Annotated in this window: 17 protein-coding genes and 1 pseudogene; 2 read left to right on the forward strand and 16 right to left on the reverse strand. The window is 68.6% G+C overall.

Annotated elements, in window-relative coordinates; all coding sequences use genetic code 11:
• Positions 1–64: 64 nt before the first annotated feature.
• The 12 genes from P2424_RS28715 to P2424_RS28770 all read right to left on the reverse strand — a co-directional run bounded on the left by P2424_RS28715 (position 65) and on the right by P2424_RS28770 (position 8,198).
• On the reverse strand, positions 65–1,372 hold the full coding sequence (locus P2424_RS28715) for a tyrosine-type recombinase/integrase (RefSeq protein ID WP_276478572.1): 1,308 nt from the start codon (positions 1,370–1,372) through the stop codon (positions 65–67).
• Positions 1,360–1,590 carry an excisionase family DNA-binding protein gene (locus P2424_RS28720; protein ID WP_027760576.1) on the reverse strand — a complete coding sequence of 77 codons (231 nt, stop codon included), beginning with the start codon at positions 1,588–1,590 and terminating at the stop codon, positions 1,360–1,362. Before P2424_RS28720 ends, P2424_RS28715 begins: the two co-directional genes overlap by 13 nt.
• Positions 1,587–2,957 (reverse strand): replication initiator, encoded by a 1,371-nt coding sequence (locus tag P2424_RS28725; RefSeq protein ID WP_276479166.1) that lies wholly within the window; start codon positions 2,955–2,957, stop codon positions 1,587–1,589. Before P2424_RS28725 ends, P2424_RS28720 begins: the two co-directional genes overlap by 4 nt.
• 98 nt (positions 2,958–3,055) lie before the next feature.
• The gene (locus tag P2424_RS28730) at positions 3,056–3,343 is read right to left on the reverse strand and encodes a hypothetical protein (RefSeq protein WP_276478573.1); all 288 of its coding nucleotides are present in this window, start codon (positions 3,341–3,343) and stop codon (positions 3,056–3,058) included.
• A gap of 14 nt (positions 3,344–3,357) precedes the next feature.
• Positions 3,358–3,552, reverse strand: coding sequence for a hypothetical protein (locus P2424_RS28735; RefSeq protein WP_027760578.1), 195 nt, complete (start codon positions 3,550–3,552; stop codon positions 3,358–3,360).
• Positions 3,553–3,566: 14 nt separating this feature from the next.
• Entirely contained in the window at positions 3,567–3,758 is a 192-nt protein-coding gene (locus P2424_RS28740) for a mobile element transfer protein (RefSeq protein ID WP_027760579.1), read from the reverse strand.
• The gene (locus tag P2424_RS28745) at positions 3,758–3,946 is read right to left on the reverse strand and encodes a hypothetical protein (protein WP_276478574.1); all 189 of its coding nucleotides are present in this window, start codon (positions 3,944–3,946) and stop codon (positions 3,758–3,760) included. The genes P2424_RS28740 and P2424_RS28745 overlap by 1 nt, the downstream gene beginning before the upstream one ends.
• A gap of 19 nt (positions 3,947–3,965) precedes the next feature.
• Positions 3,966–4,589: a DUF2637 domain-containing protein gene (locus P2424_RS28750; protein WP_276478575.1), complete on the reverse strand. Its 624-nt coding sequence runs from the start codon at positions 4,587–4,589 to the stop codon at positions 3,966–3,968.
• Between the two features lie 89 nt (positions 4,590–4,678).
• A complete protein-coding gene (locus tag P2424_RS28755; protein ID WP_276478576.1) occupies positions 4,679–6,001 on the reverse strand; it encodes an FtsK/SpoIIIE domain-containing protein in 1,323 nt (440 codons plus the stop codon).
• 2 nt (positions 6,002–6,003) lie between these two features.
• The gene (locus tag P2424_RS28760) at positions 6,004–6,354 is read right to left on the reverse strand and encodes a hypothetical protein (RefSeq protein WP_276478577.1); all 351 of its coding nucleotides are present in this window, start codon (positions 6,352–6,354) and stop codon (positions 6,004–6,006) included.
• Positions 6,355–6,667: 313 nt separating this feature from the next.
• The gene (locus tag P2424_RS28765; RefSeq protein ID WP_276478578.1) at positions 6,668–7,894 is read right to left on the reverse strand and encodes a helix-turn-helix transcriptional regulator; all 1,227 of its coding nucleotides are present in this window, start codon (positions 7,892–7,894) and stop codon (positions 6,668–6,670) included.
• Positions 7,884–8,198 (reverse strand): antibiotic biosynthesis monooxygenase, encoded by a 315-nt coding sequence (locus tag P2424_RS28770; protein WP_276478579.1) that lies wholly within the window; start codon positions 8,196–8,198, stop codon positions 7,884–7,886. The genes P2424_RS28765 and P2424_RS28770 overlap by 11 nt, the downstream gene beginning before the upstream one ends.
• A gap of 230 nt (positions 8,199–8,428) precedes the next feature.
• Here P2424_RS28770 and P2424_RS28775 point away from each other — a divergent pair, with 230 nt between their 5' ends.
• Positions 8,429–8,842, forward strand: coding sequence for a hypothetical protein (locus tag P2424_RS28775; RefSeq protein ID WP_276478580.1), 414 nt, complete (start codon positions 8,429–8,431; stop codon positions 8,840–8,842).
• Between the two features lie 440 nt (positions 8,843–9,282).
• Here P2424_RS28775 and P2424_RS28780 read toward each other — a convergent pair whose 3' ends face one another.
• A complete protein-coding gene (locus P2424_RS28780) occupies positions 9,283–11,058 on the reverse strand; it encodes an IS481 family transposase (protein ID WP_276478962.1) in 1,776 nt (591 codons plus the stop codon).
• Positions 11,059–11,609: 551 nt separating this feature from the next.
• Between P2424_RS28780 and P2424_RS28785 the strand changes: the two genes are divergently transcribed.
• On the forward strand, positions 11,610–11,948 hold the full coding sequence (locus P2424_RS28785; protein WP_276478581.1) for a hypothetical protein: 339 nt from the start codon (positions 11,610–11,612) through the stop codon (positions 11,946–11,948).
• 680 nt (positions 11,949–12,628) lie between these two features.
• On the opposite strand, the pseudogene P2424_RS28790 reads toward P2424_RS28785, so the two are convergent.
• The 3 genes and pseudogenes from P2424_RS28790 to P2424_RS28800 form a co-directional block, all read right to left on the reverse strand.
• Positions 12,629–12,883 (reverse strand): annotated as a pseudogene (locus P2424_RS28790) (WbqC family protein); the annotation flags it as partial.
• 46 nt (positions 12,884–12,929) lie between these two features.
• Positions 12,930–13,598, reverse strand: a complete 669-nt coding sequence (locus P2424_RS28795; protein ID WP_276478582.1) for a YdcF family protein — start codon at positions 13,596–13,598, stop codon at positions 12,930–12,932.
• Positions 13,595–14,719, reverse strand: a complete 1,125-nt coding sequence (locus P2424_RS28800) for a helix-turn-helix domain-containing protein (protein WP_276478583.1) — start codon at positions 14,717–14,719, stop codon at positions 13,595–13,597. Before P2424_RS28800 ends, P2424_RS28795 begins: the two co-directional genes overlap by 4 nt.
• Between the last annotated feature and the right edge of the window lie 4 nt (positions 14,720–14,723).

Here is a 14,723-nt window from a genome sequence, read left to right on the forward strand (position 1 = left end):
AGGCCCATTCGCTTGATCGCGAATGGGCCTCTGTCGTGCGTACAGCAGCGGAGTACAGCAACCGCTAAGACTCCTGCTGATCTTCTCCGGCCGAACCCTCGTCACCCTCCCCCGGCTGCGGCTCCTGGGAGCTCTGGCCGCCGAGGGCCGTACCGAGCTTCCGCAGCGCCCGGCGCGTCTCGGCCGAGGGCACGTGCGTGTAGACCTCCATCGTGACCGCGATCTCGGAGTGCCGAAGGATCTGCATCGCGATGCGCGGATGGACGTCCAACGCCGCCAGGAGCGAGGCACAGGTGTGCCGGGTGTCATGGACCCGGATCACCCGCACATCGGCCCGGCCGCAACGCCGCTCGAATTCCCGCGTGAAGTTCCGGGGCTCGATCGGTGTGCCGTAGCGAGTGGTGAAGACGAAATCCGAGTCGTTCCACAGTTCGCCGGCAGCCCGCTCGGCCGACTGCTGAGCTTCCTTTCGCGCCTTGAGAGCCGCGATACAGACGTCGGGGAGAGGCAGCACCGCCTCTGACGCCTCGGTCTTCGCGACGTCCGAGTGGAGAAGCTGACGGCGCACCCGCTGAAGCTGGTGGGCGATGCGCAGCTCACCACTGTCGAAGTTCACATCCGACCAGGTGAGGCCCAGCACCTCCCCCTTGCGCAGGCCCAGGACGAGCACCAGAACGTACGCGGCGTACAGGTAGTCGCCCTCGGCTTCCGCCCGCTCCAGGAAGTGACACGCTTCCTCCACCGACCAGGGGTCCGGACGCTTGCGCCGAGGCCGCTTGACCTTGATCAATTGGGCCACGTTCTTGGCGATCAGCTCCTCCAGGACGGCATTCCCGAGGGCGCTGCGGAGGACCGTGCGGGCATCGTTCACCGACCGAGCCGAGAGCGCCTTGCCGCAGCACCGCCCCTTCTCCTTCGCGCAGCAGCGGCGGCGCTTCTCCGGGCGCGCAGCATCCTTCCCCTGGGCGCAGCACTGGCAGGTAGCGGCCAGCCGGTTCAACCAAGTGCGGAGATCCCGCACGGTCAGCCGATCGAGCCGCTTGCCACCGAGGTACGGAACGATGTGGAGACGGGTGATCGTCTCGTACGTCGCAGCGGTGAGCGGCCGGAGATTGGGCTCCACCACCTCCCGCTGCCAGTACGTGAGGTACTGCTCCAGCGTCGGAATCTTGGTCGCCACCGGCCCCTTAATCGCCTCGGCGTGGAGCTTCACCCACTTCTCGTGGACTTCCGGGCGGGTCTTGCCGTAGACGTACTTGCGCTTGCGTTTGCCGTCCGGGGTGGTGACCCAGACGTACGCGGCGAAGCCGCCGTTGCGGTACGGGTAGATCGAACCTTCGCCATTGCCCCGCTTGCCGCTCACGCGGTCCACCCCCAGCGGTCGGCGCCGGCTTCGGCTTCCTCGGCACAGCGGTTCACGTACTCGTCCACCCAGGCCGGGAGGACGCGGCGGTTACGGCCGACCTTGACGGAGCGGATTTCCCCGGTGAGGACGAGCATCTTGGTCTTGGAAAGGCCGAAGCCGAGCATGGCGGCAACTTCGGCCGTGGTGTGCCACTTGGGCGTGATGGTGGTCGTGGTCGCCGTCATCGGGCGGCGTCTCCTTCCGCAGTGGGGATTGTTGGGGTGTCGGCGAGGGACGCGGCCAGCCACTGCTCCGTGGCGGTGAGACCGGTTCCCGCGTAGGCCCAGTGGGCGAGGACGAGGGTTGTCGTCTCGCCTGCGCCGTCCACAGGTTGTGGGTTGTCGCCGCGTGCGATGGCGGCTTGGAGGCGTTGCCATTGGGCGCGGGCGGTGCGGAGGGCGCCGAGGGTGGTGGAGTAGCGGCGGGTTTTGGTGGAGAAGTGGCCGCGGAAGCCGAGCATGTGGGCCCAGGCGCGGAGGCGGAGGTGTGCGAGGTCTTTGCGGGCGCCCAGGGCCCAGGCGGTGCGGATGAGTCGTTCGGCATGCTGTGGGAGGTTGAGGGTGGCCAGTTCGGCGATGAAGCGCAGGCGGCGGTCGAGGGTGCCGGTGGCTGTCTCGGCGCCTTTGGTGGCGTACTTGGCGATGTAGGCCGCAACGGCGCGGTCGGTGAGGGCGTGGCCGCCATCGAGGTCGGGTCCGTGGATGGTGCGGATGTCGAGCTGGCGACCGAAAGCGAAGGTGTGGGTGCGGCCGTCGAGGACGGGGCCGGGGACGACCGCACGGGAGGCAGCCGCGAGGATGGCGTCGGTCAACAGCTCGGCGGACGCCCAGTGCGGGGGCCGGGTCTCGCCGCCGGCCGGGCCGTCGAGTCGGATGACGGCGTGGAAATGGACGGCGCCGCGCTTCTGGTACTCGGCGACCTTCGCGAAGGACACCCGGGCCCTCTCGGGGAGCTCTCGTTGGGTCAGGCCCGCGCGGCGTGCGATCTCCCGGCGGAGGTGGATGGAGAAGCGGCGCCAGAGGATGCCTGCGTGGGCGTTCCAGAGCACTGCGGATTCGTAGTCGTACCGCTCCGGGTCCAGCGGCGTACCCAGCTTGGGGTCGTCGGCAGCGTGGTGGCGTCCGCAGCGGCAGGGACGGGTGCCGGGCCGGTTGTGAACTGGGCCGAAGCTCGGGGCGGTGAACGTGGCGAAGACGCGCGGGTGTGTCGTGACCTCTTCGGGGGTGCCTTTGCCGCCGCGTAGTCCGGCGGTGATGAGGTGGAAGGTGTCGCGGCGGTAGGTCTCGGCGCAGGCCGCACAGCGGGTGGTGCGGCGGTTGCCGCAGCGGACCAGGAGATCACCGGCCGGAAGGTCGCCCGAGTCGAGGCGGCGCAGGGCCGGGCCGATTTCGCCGGTGGTGGTGTCCAGGTTGTGTTCGGTGCGGTGGCCGGCCAGGCGGATGGGGTGGGTGCAGCCGCCCAGGCCGGAGAGCTGGCGGAGGATACCGGGCAGGGTGCCGGTTGCGGCGAGGTTTGCCAGGTCGGTGAGTGGGGCTGGGGTGGTGCGCGCGATGATGGTGCTTCTCCTTCTCTGACCTACGGGGTGGGGGAAGGGGCCGGGCTGCCGGGGCGGTGGATGCTTGGCGGTATCGAGACCGCCCCGGTAGCCACTCAGCGGTGGTGGATGCCGTTGCGGGAGCCGAGGAGCGAGCGCAGAACCAGCGCAGCCACGGCGACGGACACGGCCGTGACGACGACGGCGGCCAGGAGCGCAACGACGACCACACCGCCGACCACCACGGCCGCGACGGCCCCCGAACCGACCGAGGGAAACGCGCGCTGCGGCGGTGCAGCGAGGGATGCGGAGTGCTGGCAGCCGCAGACCGGAACGTGCGCGTGCTGGGCGGTCGTGGGCAGGTTCGGGGTGTGGGTGTCGGGGAGTTGGGGGCGCAGGAACATCGGCTTTCCTCCTGTCAGTCGTGGGTGCCGTTGACGGTTTCGACTCCGGTGCGGGTGCCGTTGTCGATGGCGGGGGCGAGGAAGGTGTCGGCGAGGTAGAAGCCGAACAGGGCGATCACGACGACGAGCCAGACGCGGACGCCGAGGAACTTCACAGCGCCCCACACCAGCAGGCCCAGGACGACGACCAGGGGGAGGTTCACGGACACGGGTGGCTCTCCTTTCAGCGGACGGGGCAGCGGTGGGTGCGGGCGGCCAGCTCTGCGGCGGCGCGTGAGTCGTAGTCGGCGGAGAAGCCGCAGCGCGGGGCGGTGCAGGCGGCGGTGTGCTTCTCGCGGCCACGGCCGTCGTGGGCGGTGCCGACCTGTACGGGGCCGATGCGGGTCACGGAGCGGAAGCGGCGGTTGAGCGGCATCAGCAGTCCTTCAGTCGCAGGGATGCGGGGCTGGGGAAGCGGCGCAGGATGCGGGCGGCTTCCTCGGGGTCCTCGGTGCGGGTGGCGGCTTCTTCCGCCAGCAGCCGGGCCAGGGCGGGGCGGCCGGTGTGGGCCATCTCGTGGGCCGCATCGAGGTAGTCGAAGCTGTCGGGCAGGTATCCGGGCATGGAGGTTCCTCCGGTGCGGTCAGGTGAGCTGGGCGGCGATCTGCTCGGCGAGCGGTGCAGGGACGCCGAGGCGAGCGCGGAGAGTCGGGGTGTCGATGGGTGTGCCGGTGCGCTCCTGATGAGCGGTCGCGATCTTGCGCGCGTGCTCGACCAGAGCGGCCGGAACAGCCGCGGTGGACGGCGCCGGGAGCTCCGGCGCGGCCGGTACGGAAGGTGCGGGCGCGGGCTCTGCGATCTCGGGGCCGGTCGGCTGCTCGGCGGCCGGCTCGGTTGGGGGGTCGTGCGTGGTGTGGGCGAGGAGGGTTCCGCCGAGGAAGGCCAGGGCAGGCCATCCGGCGACGAGGATGCGCAGCCAGTCGGGAACGTCGCCCAGGTCGAGGAGCCCGGCGGTGGCGATGTTGGCGCCGAGGGAGGCGGTGAGGGCGACGAGGAACCAGCACCAGCCCGCCGCCCGGTCACGACCCGAGCGAAGCCGACGCCAAGCAGCCACGAGCAGCAGGTCGACCGAGACCGGGTATGCCCAGGCTTTCCAGCCGTCTTGTCCGGCTGCCGAGGCCAGGTCGTGCAGGTGGGCGAAGGACAGCGCAGCAGCGATGACGGCCTGGACGAGCACGGCATCGACGCGGGCGAGGTGGACGCGCATGGATGGCACCTCCTTTCGGATTTCGGCATGGGAGGGGTAAGGACTTGGCGCGAGACGGACGCGCCGGCCGAATCGGAGAGAGCGGAACGTCAGGCGGTAGCGGGCCGGAAGGGCTTGAGTGCGGGCAGGTCCGGCACCAGGTGCACGGTCCGCTCACACGCGACGGCAGCATCGGCCAGGGACAGGTATGGGGTGCGGATTCGGGACCAGCCGCCGGAGGTGTCACCCACGACCGCGAGGCCGGGGCGTTCGGGGGCGATGGTGCAGGCGGCGCCGACCGCTTCGGGGGCGATGTCCCCAAGCGCCATCTTGGCCGAGGGTTCATCGTTGACGCGGTGGCAGACGCGGCCAGAGAGCTGGGCACGGAGCATGGTGGCGCCCTTGCCCAGCTCGGCACCGAACCGCTGCCCGCACACCTCCAGATAGATCCCCGCAGCCCTACCGAGCTGGGCAAGCCGGATCAACTGGGTGACCATCTCATCCCGCCGCTCCTCATCCTTCCGCGAAGCGACGAGGAACAGTTCGGCCACTTCATCGACGAACAGCACGATCGGCACCGGCCGTTCTGCCTCGGGCAGGCCCCACACATCCGAGGTGATCTCCTCATCAGGCGTGGACGGGGCGATGCCCTGCCGGGCACGGATGAGGTCGTATCGGTCCTCCATCTCCCGGACCAGGACGGGCAGCAGTTCGGCAGCCTCAGCCGGGTCGGTCGCCAGCGCCGAGAGCCGAGGAGCGAACGGCGCCAGCTCAACCCCTCGCTTGCAGTCGATGCCGGCCAGCGCGACCGGCTGAGCGGCGAGCCCGGTGATCAGGTGCCGCAGGTACATCGACTTGCCCGACAGCGTGGCGCCAAGGACCAGTTCGTGCGGGATGGCGCGGTAGTCACGGACAAAGGCGGTTGCATCCTCCCGCAGAGCCACCGGCACCCGCAGGAAGCCGCCGCCTGCCTTGCGCGGCATCCGTACTCGTTGCAGGACGTCGAAGCTGACCAGGCGCAGTTCGACCACACCGGGCTTGACCGGCTGCACGTACACGCCATGCACACCCCAGGCATGCCGCAGCCGCTCAGCAGAAGCAGCTATGTCGGCGGGCTCCTGCCCCGGAGCGAGCCGCAACCGGATGCGCAGGCCGGTCGAGGTCGGCCGCAGCAGGCCCCGACGAGGAGGCACCGGCCGCACCTCACGGCGAGTCGCAGCCCGCACAGCCAACGCCCGCAGACGGGACGGCTGCACCGTCAGCCCGCACGAATCCATGACCGACCCGTACGAACCCACCAAGCGGGCAGCCGAAGCAGGCATGCCCACGGCCGACCAGTACGCGGCAGGGTGCCGGGCCCGGAGGTAGGCAGCACCAGCACCCAGACCGGCCGCGGGGCCGCCTACCTCCATCAGCGTCATCAGCTCGGACACGGTCAGGCCCCCACACCCGCCGGAACAGCACCAGGTGCGACGGCGGCAGCCCGGTAGGCGATGCCGTGGCGCTGCTGCCCGTTGAACACCGAGTCCCACGGCCGAGCCACCAGGCCCGGCAGGGAGACCGGCGCCCCCAGCGCCAGCCCTTCGGAGATGCCGCTCTCGGGAACGGTGACGTGGATGAGCGAGGACTCGCCCTCATCGATGTAGACGACGCCGACCTTCATCAGCGACTCACCACTGGTGGCGTCCTTGGCGATCTCGCCCGTCTGGCGGTCCCGCACCTTCGGCTCGGGGATCTCGGTCAGCAGGACTGTCGCGGTGGACGTGTCAATACGGATCGTTCGCACGACGCAGTACTCCCTTTGCGATTGCCCCATTTCAGGGCATAGGACAACAACTAGTCACGCAACGGGAGGTTGACCGCTTACCGACTGGGCGCGATACGCTTCGAGAAGCGTTGATGCCAACGACGCACCCGGCCTGAGTGGGCTGCCTCCCGCTCAGGCCACATCTCTTCTGTGGCCTCTGAAGCGCATCGGTGCGGGTCTGCCTTCCCGCGTCGGTGCGCTTTCGCATGCCAACACCCCCTGCCCTGCTGGTTGCAGAGGGGCATGTTGACGCTCACCACAGTAACCCGTACTCCAAGTACTGTCTAGTACTTCACGTACTAGTCCGCACTTCTTGTACGCCCAGCTCGTTCGCCAGCCCTCTGAACTGGTCGGATGGTGGCTGGCTCATGGTCAGCAGGTCCGAAACGAGCTGCTTGACCAGAGGCATGGCGCGCACCATCTCCGGTGACAGTTCGCGCGCCTTGAGCAGCGCTTCGACCGCGGGTCCGACCTGTCGCCGCTGGGCTTGCGCTCTGGCGATGTCGAGGTTGAAGCGCGTCTGACGCTCCGAGGAGAGCGCGGAGGCGTCAATGTCCCGTGCGGCTCGCAACGCGACGCCGGCGTCGCCCAGGTCCACCGCCACCGAGACCTCATGCAGGCCGACGTTCGTCGGCCCGAACTCGGTGTTGTAGTCGTTGCGCCCCTCTCCGACCTGCTGCGCCATGGACCGGGCTTCGCTCAGGAAGTCGTACGCGGCGTCAGCGTCATTCAGGCGTGCGGCGGCGACAGCTCGCTGAAGCGTCAGAGCGCCACGAAGGGCCACCGCCGCGGCCTCCCCGGAGTCCGTGAGGGGGCGGAGTGCGTCGGCGGCGGTCCCGGAGGCTTGCGCCGCCTGTTCGAAGTGGCGGGCCCCGAGGAAGACGATGGACAACCGGAACTCCCCGGCCGCCATCAGGAGCGGATCATCAGCGCGCTCGGCAGCGACCACGGCGCGGTCAACCGCGATCCATGCCGCTTCCGCTTCGCCCATGTTGGCCAGGGCGCCGCTGCACGTGTGGTACATGGCGGCCATCAGCCGGAAGAGCTGCGGACGCTGCTCTTCGGGGCCGGACCGCACGGCCCCCTCCAGAGAGGGGACCAGCTCTTCCAGGAGTTCCGCCAAGTCCGCGTAGTTCCCGCCGTGCGCAAGGGACCACGCCCGGTCGACCTGGGCGCTCAGCGCGGGGACATCCGGGGGTTCGTGCCGGCCGAGGATGGCGGTCAGGGAGTGTGCGGCGCTCAGCACCAGGCGAAGCCGGTTGGCACCTGGGGGCTCGCCGTCTGCGACCGAGGCGACGATCGGAGCCTCGGCGGCCAGTTCCCCCACCGGAAGGTCGAGGGCGTCGGCGACCTTCTCCAGTACCGTCATGCGGTCGATCCGGCGCACTCCGCGTTCCACCTGGGAGACCCACGCTTCTGAACGCTCCAGGAGCCGGGCGAACTCCTTCTGGGACAGGCCGCGACGTTTGCGATTGAAGGCGATCTTCCGGCCGAGCGCCTTCGCGTACTCAGTGCTCAACGTCGACGCCCTTGCCGGACGTGAGGTCCAAGCGGTCCACCTGGACATCGGCTACGTACAGGTCCCGCTGAGCGAGGAACGTCTGGACGTAGTCCTGCGACTCGTGAGCCTCGAAAGCGCCCCGGTCGCGGTAGAGCTCGTAGAAGATCCGTTCCAGTGGCCGACCGTCTACGCGGTGAACCGCGTAGATCAGCGTGCCCGGCTCGTTCTCCTTGATCAATTCCCCAGTGCGCGAGACCAAGGCATCGAATTGCGCCGCGGCGTCCTCGTCCTTGCACGTGAAGCGCACCATCAGCCCGAACATGCGTTCTCCCTTCACTGATCACTCGTCTCGGCACCACACCTCAGCGTGAACCGTATGCGGCGATAACCCGCACGAAAAGTACAATCCCGCATTTGCGCTATCCGCACACGGGGTACGGTGCTGATACTAATTGTACGGCTGCGGCTCCTTCGCGTCAGCCGTACCCCAGCTTTGCCGTGCAAACGTGCAGGTCACCCCAGGGAGGGCCGATGTCACGCAACCTCCGAAGCTTGATCGTTTCGACGCACCCATTTCCGCACCAGGCACTCAAACATCAGAGCTGCACAGCGCCCCCTCAGCCAGCAAGCTTCCGCCGGCATCGCTCCGGCAGCGCGACATCGAAGCGCGCCTACCACTGCGAAGCAGCCGCCTACGCGCCGGCAACGGGCCGGTCCTTCGCGCTCGGGACATGCTCGGCACCCACTCCACGGCTGGCCCTGCGCTGGCTGCTCCACCGGGCAGGCCACATCGCAGACCAGCTCGACACCCCCGCAGCCAAGCCCGTACTCCACTGGCTCGGCGACCAAGCCGAGCACGAGCACGCACTCTCACTCCTGACGCGGGGCGAGACTTACACCTTCACCGTCTTCGACGACACCACCCGGTACGCCCTGTCCGCCCGCGCCACCAGGAGCGCACGATGAGCCCCGCAACCCTCACCCGGCACGGCTACTGGTGCGAATGCTGGACCCAGAGCCCGGCAACCGGAACCGCCCCCGCCCTACTCGGCTCCTTCGACGCCACCACCCCGCGGCAAGCCATCCACTGGGTACGCACCAGCCTGCTCACCATCGCACCCGCCCTGGACGACGAGCCCTACCGCCAAGCCCGCTACTGGGTGACAGACGGACAGACACACTCAGCCCAAGCACTGCACCACGGGCGCTCCTTCAGCCTCACGCTCACCCAGCACAGCACCCGCATCGCTTGGACTGCACGACCGGTCTCCTACCTGCCCCTACTCCACCGCCAGGGCAGGCAACTCCCGACCTGCGCCTACGAATTCGCACCCAGGCCACGAACCAGTTGTCGAGTCTCAGGTGATGATTGACGGGTTGGCGTCAGGTGATGCTTGACGCTTTCCCTAGACGATCTTCCGGCGGTTGTGTTCGCCGGACTTGCGGACCACCACCTCCTTCCTGGTGACACGCGGGACGGTGGTGATCAGCTCGCCGCTGTGGAATACCCGGATCGATGTCTCGTCCAGGTGGGCGGTGACGACCTGGTGCGCATAGCCGCGGCCGAGCTGGACGCGCTGTCCGGCGATCATGAAGCCGCCGACACTGCTGACCGTCCGTTCGGTGATCTGCTCGGCTGGCGGAGGCAGCAGCGGTGACGGCCCGGCCGGACGAGCACCTTGCAGGCGCCCGCATGCAGAGGGCGGCAGAGGGCTGGGCAGGGTGGCCTGCAAGACACGCTGCTCGTCCAGGACCTGAAGGACTTTCCCGTCGAGCCGGAGGGTGACCCGCTGTCCGGCGAACGGCCAGCCGATCAGGACCTTGTCACCGCCCAGGCCGACGTAGCCGACCGCGTTCACGGTCCGGTCCACCTCCACCACCCCCTTCGTGTCCTGCGCCGGTCTGGGATCCTCCGCCCAGGGCCCGGCGGGCCGGGCGCCCCCGCCTGCCAGCAGGGCTTTGAGGTCGCGGCCGGACAGCTTCGAGGGCAGCGTCTTGTGCCGACCGCCGCCGATCAACACGTGCAGCCGGTTCACGTCGATCCGCAAGGTCACCGTGATGCCGGCCAGTGCCGGACCGAACCAGACCTGCTGACCACGCAGGCTCAGGTTCCCCGACGCAGGCACCACCCGCTCCAGCTCGATCGCACCGACCTCTCCCTCCGCCATCGGCCAAACCGCCGCGACCGGCTCGGGAGGAGACACTGGGACATCAGGTTGGGGGACGGGGTCGAGGCGGGCGGGCAGCACCACCGGCAGCGCATCCTGCTCGGACCGCGGCCGGGAAACGAACCGGCTGGCCGGGACGGCCATCTCCAGTCCCTGGTGCGGCCGCATCCGGTTGTAGTCCTCCAGCCAGGCATCCACCGCCGCCTGCGCAGCCGCCAGGTCGACGAACGGATCACGCCGGTCGAGGAGTTCGCGCCGCAGAGTCTGGTGGAAGCGTTCGATCTTCCCCGTGGTCGTCGGGGACTGCGGCTTCGTCAGCCGGTGAGCGATGCCGTTCTCCCGGCAGATCCGGTCGAACATCGTCTCTCCGGGCTTGCCGGGACTGAAGCGGGAGGTGAACTGCTTGCCGTTGTCCGTCAGCACCTCGCCGGGCACTCCGAACCGCACCAGTGCCTCGCCGAAGGCCAGACACACCGCTCGGGCCGTGGCCCGCTGCACCACTTTCGCGATCACCATGAACCGGGAGTGGTCATCGATCCCGGTGACCATCTTGCACTCGCTGCCGTCCGCCAGCAGGATGTCGCCGACGATGTCCATCTGCCACAGTTCCATCGACGCCGACCGCTCCCACCTGCGGTAATCCGACCGGCGACGCTTACGCACCCCGGGCTCAACAAGTCCGTTGCGGACCAGGACTCGATAGACCGTCGCCCGGGACGGCACCGGCGTGATGCCCCTGCGTTCCACCTCGTGCACCAGCCGACGCGGGCCCCAGCCGCGATGCCGGCGCCGCAGTTCACACACCACCGCCTCCACCTCCGCCGCTATCCGGTGCGGGCACGAGTCCGGCCGGTGCGACCGGTCCGCCAGCCCCGGCAGACCCGACTGCTCGTACTTGCGCACCCACGAGTGCACTGACTGCCTCGACACCCCATACCGGGCGGCGACTTGGGTGACCGGAACCCCCGCGGCGACCTCCATCACCGCGTGATACCGCTGCTCGACCACGCTCAGCTCCACCAGCACGGCCCCGGCCCTCCCTGCACGCGGATACGACGCGCACAGCAAAGCCGAGACAAGCGGTGTCAAGCATCAGGTGAAGCCACAACGTCAAGCATCAACCGAGACAAGACAAGGCCACGAACCAGTCGCGCGTAACAACTTTCTCTACGACTTCAAGGCGGCCCGCTGACGCGGGCCGCGCGCGCTGGCGGCCCGTGGCCGCCGCCCGCTCCTGTCTCCGCCTCGCTCCGCGTCGACCTCGGACCGCTCAGCGCGCAACCCGAAACAGCAATCCGCCAGCACAAACACAGCCAAGCTCCCGAGACCAACAGCCGACAGGCCCGTGGCGCGGCGCCCAGTCTCGTCGCGGTCTGCGGGCCGGTCGCGCCATCGTGAAGTGGCCGGCTGGGGCTGCGCGGAGGCGCCTGCGGGTCAAAGATCAGAGCCCGAAAGCGTGGCTGATGCCGGTGGGTGGCTGAGGAGGCCACGTGACGGTGCTCAGGCTCCTGTCCCATCATCGGGGCTGACTTTCCCCGCCCGATGCCGTTTGCAAAGCTGACGTCATGAAGCGTGATAACGCAGTGGCCCCGAAGATGGTTGAACTCTTCGACCCAGAGCCCGAAAGGTGGGGGTTTCGTGGCGACCCTCACGTCTGGCGGGCTCTTCGCGACCACCTGTCGAAGACGGACGTCCCGGCATCGGTTGCCGAGGCGGTCAGCCTGTTGCGGGTGGCGTTCAGTGAGCTCGTGGGGGTTGACCTTGTCACCAATGCTGAGTCATCGGTGTACCGCGAGCAGTTCGCCCATGGTGGTATGTCCAGTGGGATGGTCTGTCTCGACACGTGGCGAGACAGATTGCTGCCCCTGCTCGCAGAGCGCGCGAAGGTGCTGTTGGAGCCCTGACTACAGCGGCCACGCCTCGAAGAACGCATCGAGGGCGCGGGCGGGGCACAACGGGGAGCACGGGCCAGCTGGCAGAAGAGCGAGTTGGGTTGCTGTACAGCAGCGCGGTACAGCAACCACCGCGGCCACCAGCAGTCTGCGCCAGCCGCAGCAGCCCTGCCACAGGCCCCAACCGACCTCACCACCCACCCCGCCCGTAGTTCGGGACGAAGAGGTCGTGGGTTCAAATCCCGCCACCCCGACAGTGAAGTACCAGGTCAGGGGCCTGATCCAGTAAGTGGATCAGGCCCCTGACGGGTTCCTGGAGATTGTTTGGGAGAAATCTGGGAGAAGATCTTGGTCGGCTTCTCCCAGGAACAGTCTCCAGTGCCGCAGGAAGAGCGGCGCCTACGCGCCCTCGGGTCTGCGCGTTCGCGAATCCAGGGCTCGTAGCTGACCAGGAACACCGCGGCGGGCCCCACCACCGGTCGATAAGGACACCGCATATGGCAGGTCATCGCTCAGCGCCTCCCCACGACCACGCCCGCGCGCTCGCCCAGCGAGTACGTGCGCGGCCTTGAACTCCGGCGTGAACGAGCGGCGAGGACGCGGCTTCTTCTTCCCCATGCTCTCCATGATGGACATCCTTCCGGGGCGACGCCCCTGATCTCGATGTCCGTCAAACCGAATCAAGCCCAGATCCCGTACTGCTGGCGCAGGATCGGTAAGGCTCTGCGTCGGGCCGCGGCAGGGTCGGCGATCAGGGTGTCTCTGATAAGGGTGACGCGCCCGGAGGGGCGATGAGTGGGGATGGTCAGCCACCGGTTCGGGCCAAGGCCGTCGAGTGTGGCGATGCGGGCGCGGTGCTGGTAGTCGCGGCGGGCGAACTGCACGTCGTCCAGGACGATCCAGTGGTCCGACGCGAACAGCTTGGCCAGCGTGGTCAGCCGGGGCATGAAGTTGGGCTGGTGGATGGCGCACAGGCTGCTCGGGGAGGAGAGTTCAGGAAGCGATGAGGCGGCTGGTGAAGTCGGCGTGGATGAGGGATTCGTACGCAGCATGCACGTCCTCCGGGACCTCCTGCTCGATGGCGAACCCGAGCTTCGGATACTCGATCACCCGCTGGAGGTCGCCGACGAGCATGTCCACCACGAGCTTCTCGTCGCCGATGGACTTGAGGTAGTCGTCGAACTCCAGGGTTTCCGAGGCGCACACCATCTCGACCTCGGGCCACAGCTTGCGGGCGGTGGCGTACGACCGCCGTTCCATGTAGGGCTTGGAGACCAGCAGCACCTTCTCCGGGGTGATGCCGGCGTCGGCCAGGACCTCGCGGGCGAGGGTGATGTTCTGCCCGGTGTTCGCGGCGTGGGGCTCCAGCAGGATCGCTGAAGCGGGGACGTCGAGGTCGATGGCGTGCTCGCGGAAGTGGACCGCTTCGCCGCGTGGGAAGACCTTGGCGGTGGTCGGGCTGTTGCCGCCGGTGAAGACCAGCGTGGGGAAGAGACCCGCGTGGTACAGCTCGGCGGCGCGCGTGGCCACCCCCAGGTCGTGGCTGCCCAGGCCGATCGCCACGTCCGCGGGGTGGGCCTGGTGGTGCATCTGGTGGTAGTCCCAGATCGCCTTGGCCTGGTGCCACTGGTCTTCGGTGATGACCTGCTGGCAGTCACTCATGCGTTCGTCTCCCTGATCACCGTCGGCGGGGCCCCGGGCGGCCCCTCACTGCTGGCCTTGACGCTCTCGATACTGCGCAGTTGGTGCACGAGGCCGTACTGCGCGGCCGTCCGAGCGGCCTGGCCGAGAACGCGTAACCCATCATCGCGGGTCGCCGCGTCGGACAGCAGGATGTGGCCGTGAGCGGTGTCCAGTCGTACGCGTTGCATCGGTGAGTCGCTGCTCCCACTGCTTCGGGCGATGTCGATGAAGTGCAGGGCTTGGGTGAGGTCCCCGACGCCCCGGCGGGCCAGGGCGAGCTTCTGATGGGCCACCGACCAGTCGTCGGGTTCGGTGAGGTCTTCGAATTCACGGGTCGCGGCCTGCATCACGCGGGTCGCGTAGTCGTGGTTGCCGTCCTTGCTGAGTGCGGTGCCCACCCACAGGCGGGCTCTGGCCCGGTCACGGCGAGAGAGCCGGTCGTCGACGGCGAGCGTCTCGTACGTACGGGCCGACGTCTCCAGGTCACCGGACATCTCCGCGACGACCGCGAGGGACAGATCGAGCTGGGCGACACGGCGGGGAATGTCGAGCTGGGTGAAGATCGAGCGCGCGCCCGCGTAGGAGTGGCGTGCGGACAGTGGTCCGAGCACCGCGCCCTGATCGCGCTTGAGGTCTCCGAGTAACGCGGTGGATCGGGCGTAGAGGTACAGGCCCTTGTCATCGAGTTCGGCGGCCGTGAAACGGTTGAGCCATCGGCCCAGCAGGCTGTCGGCGAAGGTGAAGTTCTGCCGGGACAAGGCGACGACGGCACGGTCCAGGTCGTCGGTCCACGACTCGTACTCCCAGGCTCTGGGCCCGGCAGCCGTCACCCGGCGTCCAGCTGCCACCTGCCCGGGGCCGGCCATCTCCGACAGGAGCGTTTCGAAGCGCAGGTGCACGGAGGCATCGGCGCGACCGAGCGCGGTGTCGAGAATGGCCTGCGTGTCGGGGCGGGGCTCGGTCACGGACCGGAGCTTTTCCCACTTCGAGATGGTCGCGACGGCGAGACCGAGGCGCTCGGCGAAAGCACGCACGCTCAGGCGGAGGGCGAGCCGTAGGGCTCTGGCCTCCAGGCCGGTCCAGTGGTGCACGGTCGCCACGCGT

The organism is Streptomyces sp. WMMB303 (genome assembly GCF_029351045.1).
In the GTDB taxonomy this organism is placed as follows: Bacteria; Actinomycetota; Actinomycetes; order Streptomycetales; family Streptomycetaceae; genus Streptomyces.

Bases quoted from the DNA above. Each gene is read 5' to 3' on its own strand.
- P2424_RS28745 (WP_276478574.1), bottom strand. From the start codon at position 3,946: ATGCCCGGATACCTGCCCGACAGCTTCGACTACCTCGATGCGGCCCAC.
- P2424_RS28730 (WP_276478573.1), bottom strand. From the start codon at position 3,343: ATGTTCCTGCGCCCCCAACTCCCCGACACCCACACCCCGAACCTGCCC.
- P2424_RS28750 (WP_276478575.1), bottom strand. From the start codon at position 4,589: ATGCGCGTCCACCTCGCCCGCGTCGATGCCGTGCTCGTCCAGGCCGTC.
- P2424_RS28720 (WP_027760576.1), bottom strand. From the start codon at position 1,590: ATGACGGCGACCACGACCACCATCACGCCCAAGTGGCACACCACGGCC.
- P2424_RS28770 (WP_276478579.1), bottom strand. From the start codon at position 8,198: ATGTTCGGGCTGATGGTGCGCTTCACGTGCAAGGACGAGGACGCCGCG.
- P2424_RS28795 (WP_276478582.1), bottom strand. From the start codon at position 13,598: ATGAGTGACTGCCAGCAGGTCATCACCGAAGACCAGTGGCACCAGGCC.
- P2424_RS28740 (WP_027760579.1), bottom strand. From the start codon at position 3,758: ATGCCGCTCAACCGCCGCTTCCGCTCCGTGACCCGCATCGGCCCCGTA.
- P2424_RS28785 (WP_276478581.1), top strand. From the start codon at position 11,610: ATGAAGCGTGATAACGCAGTGGCCCCGAAGATGGTTGAACTCTTCGAC.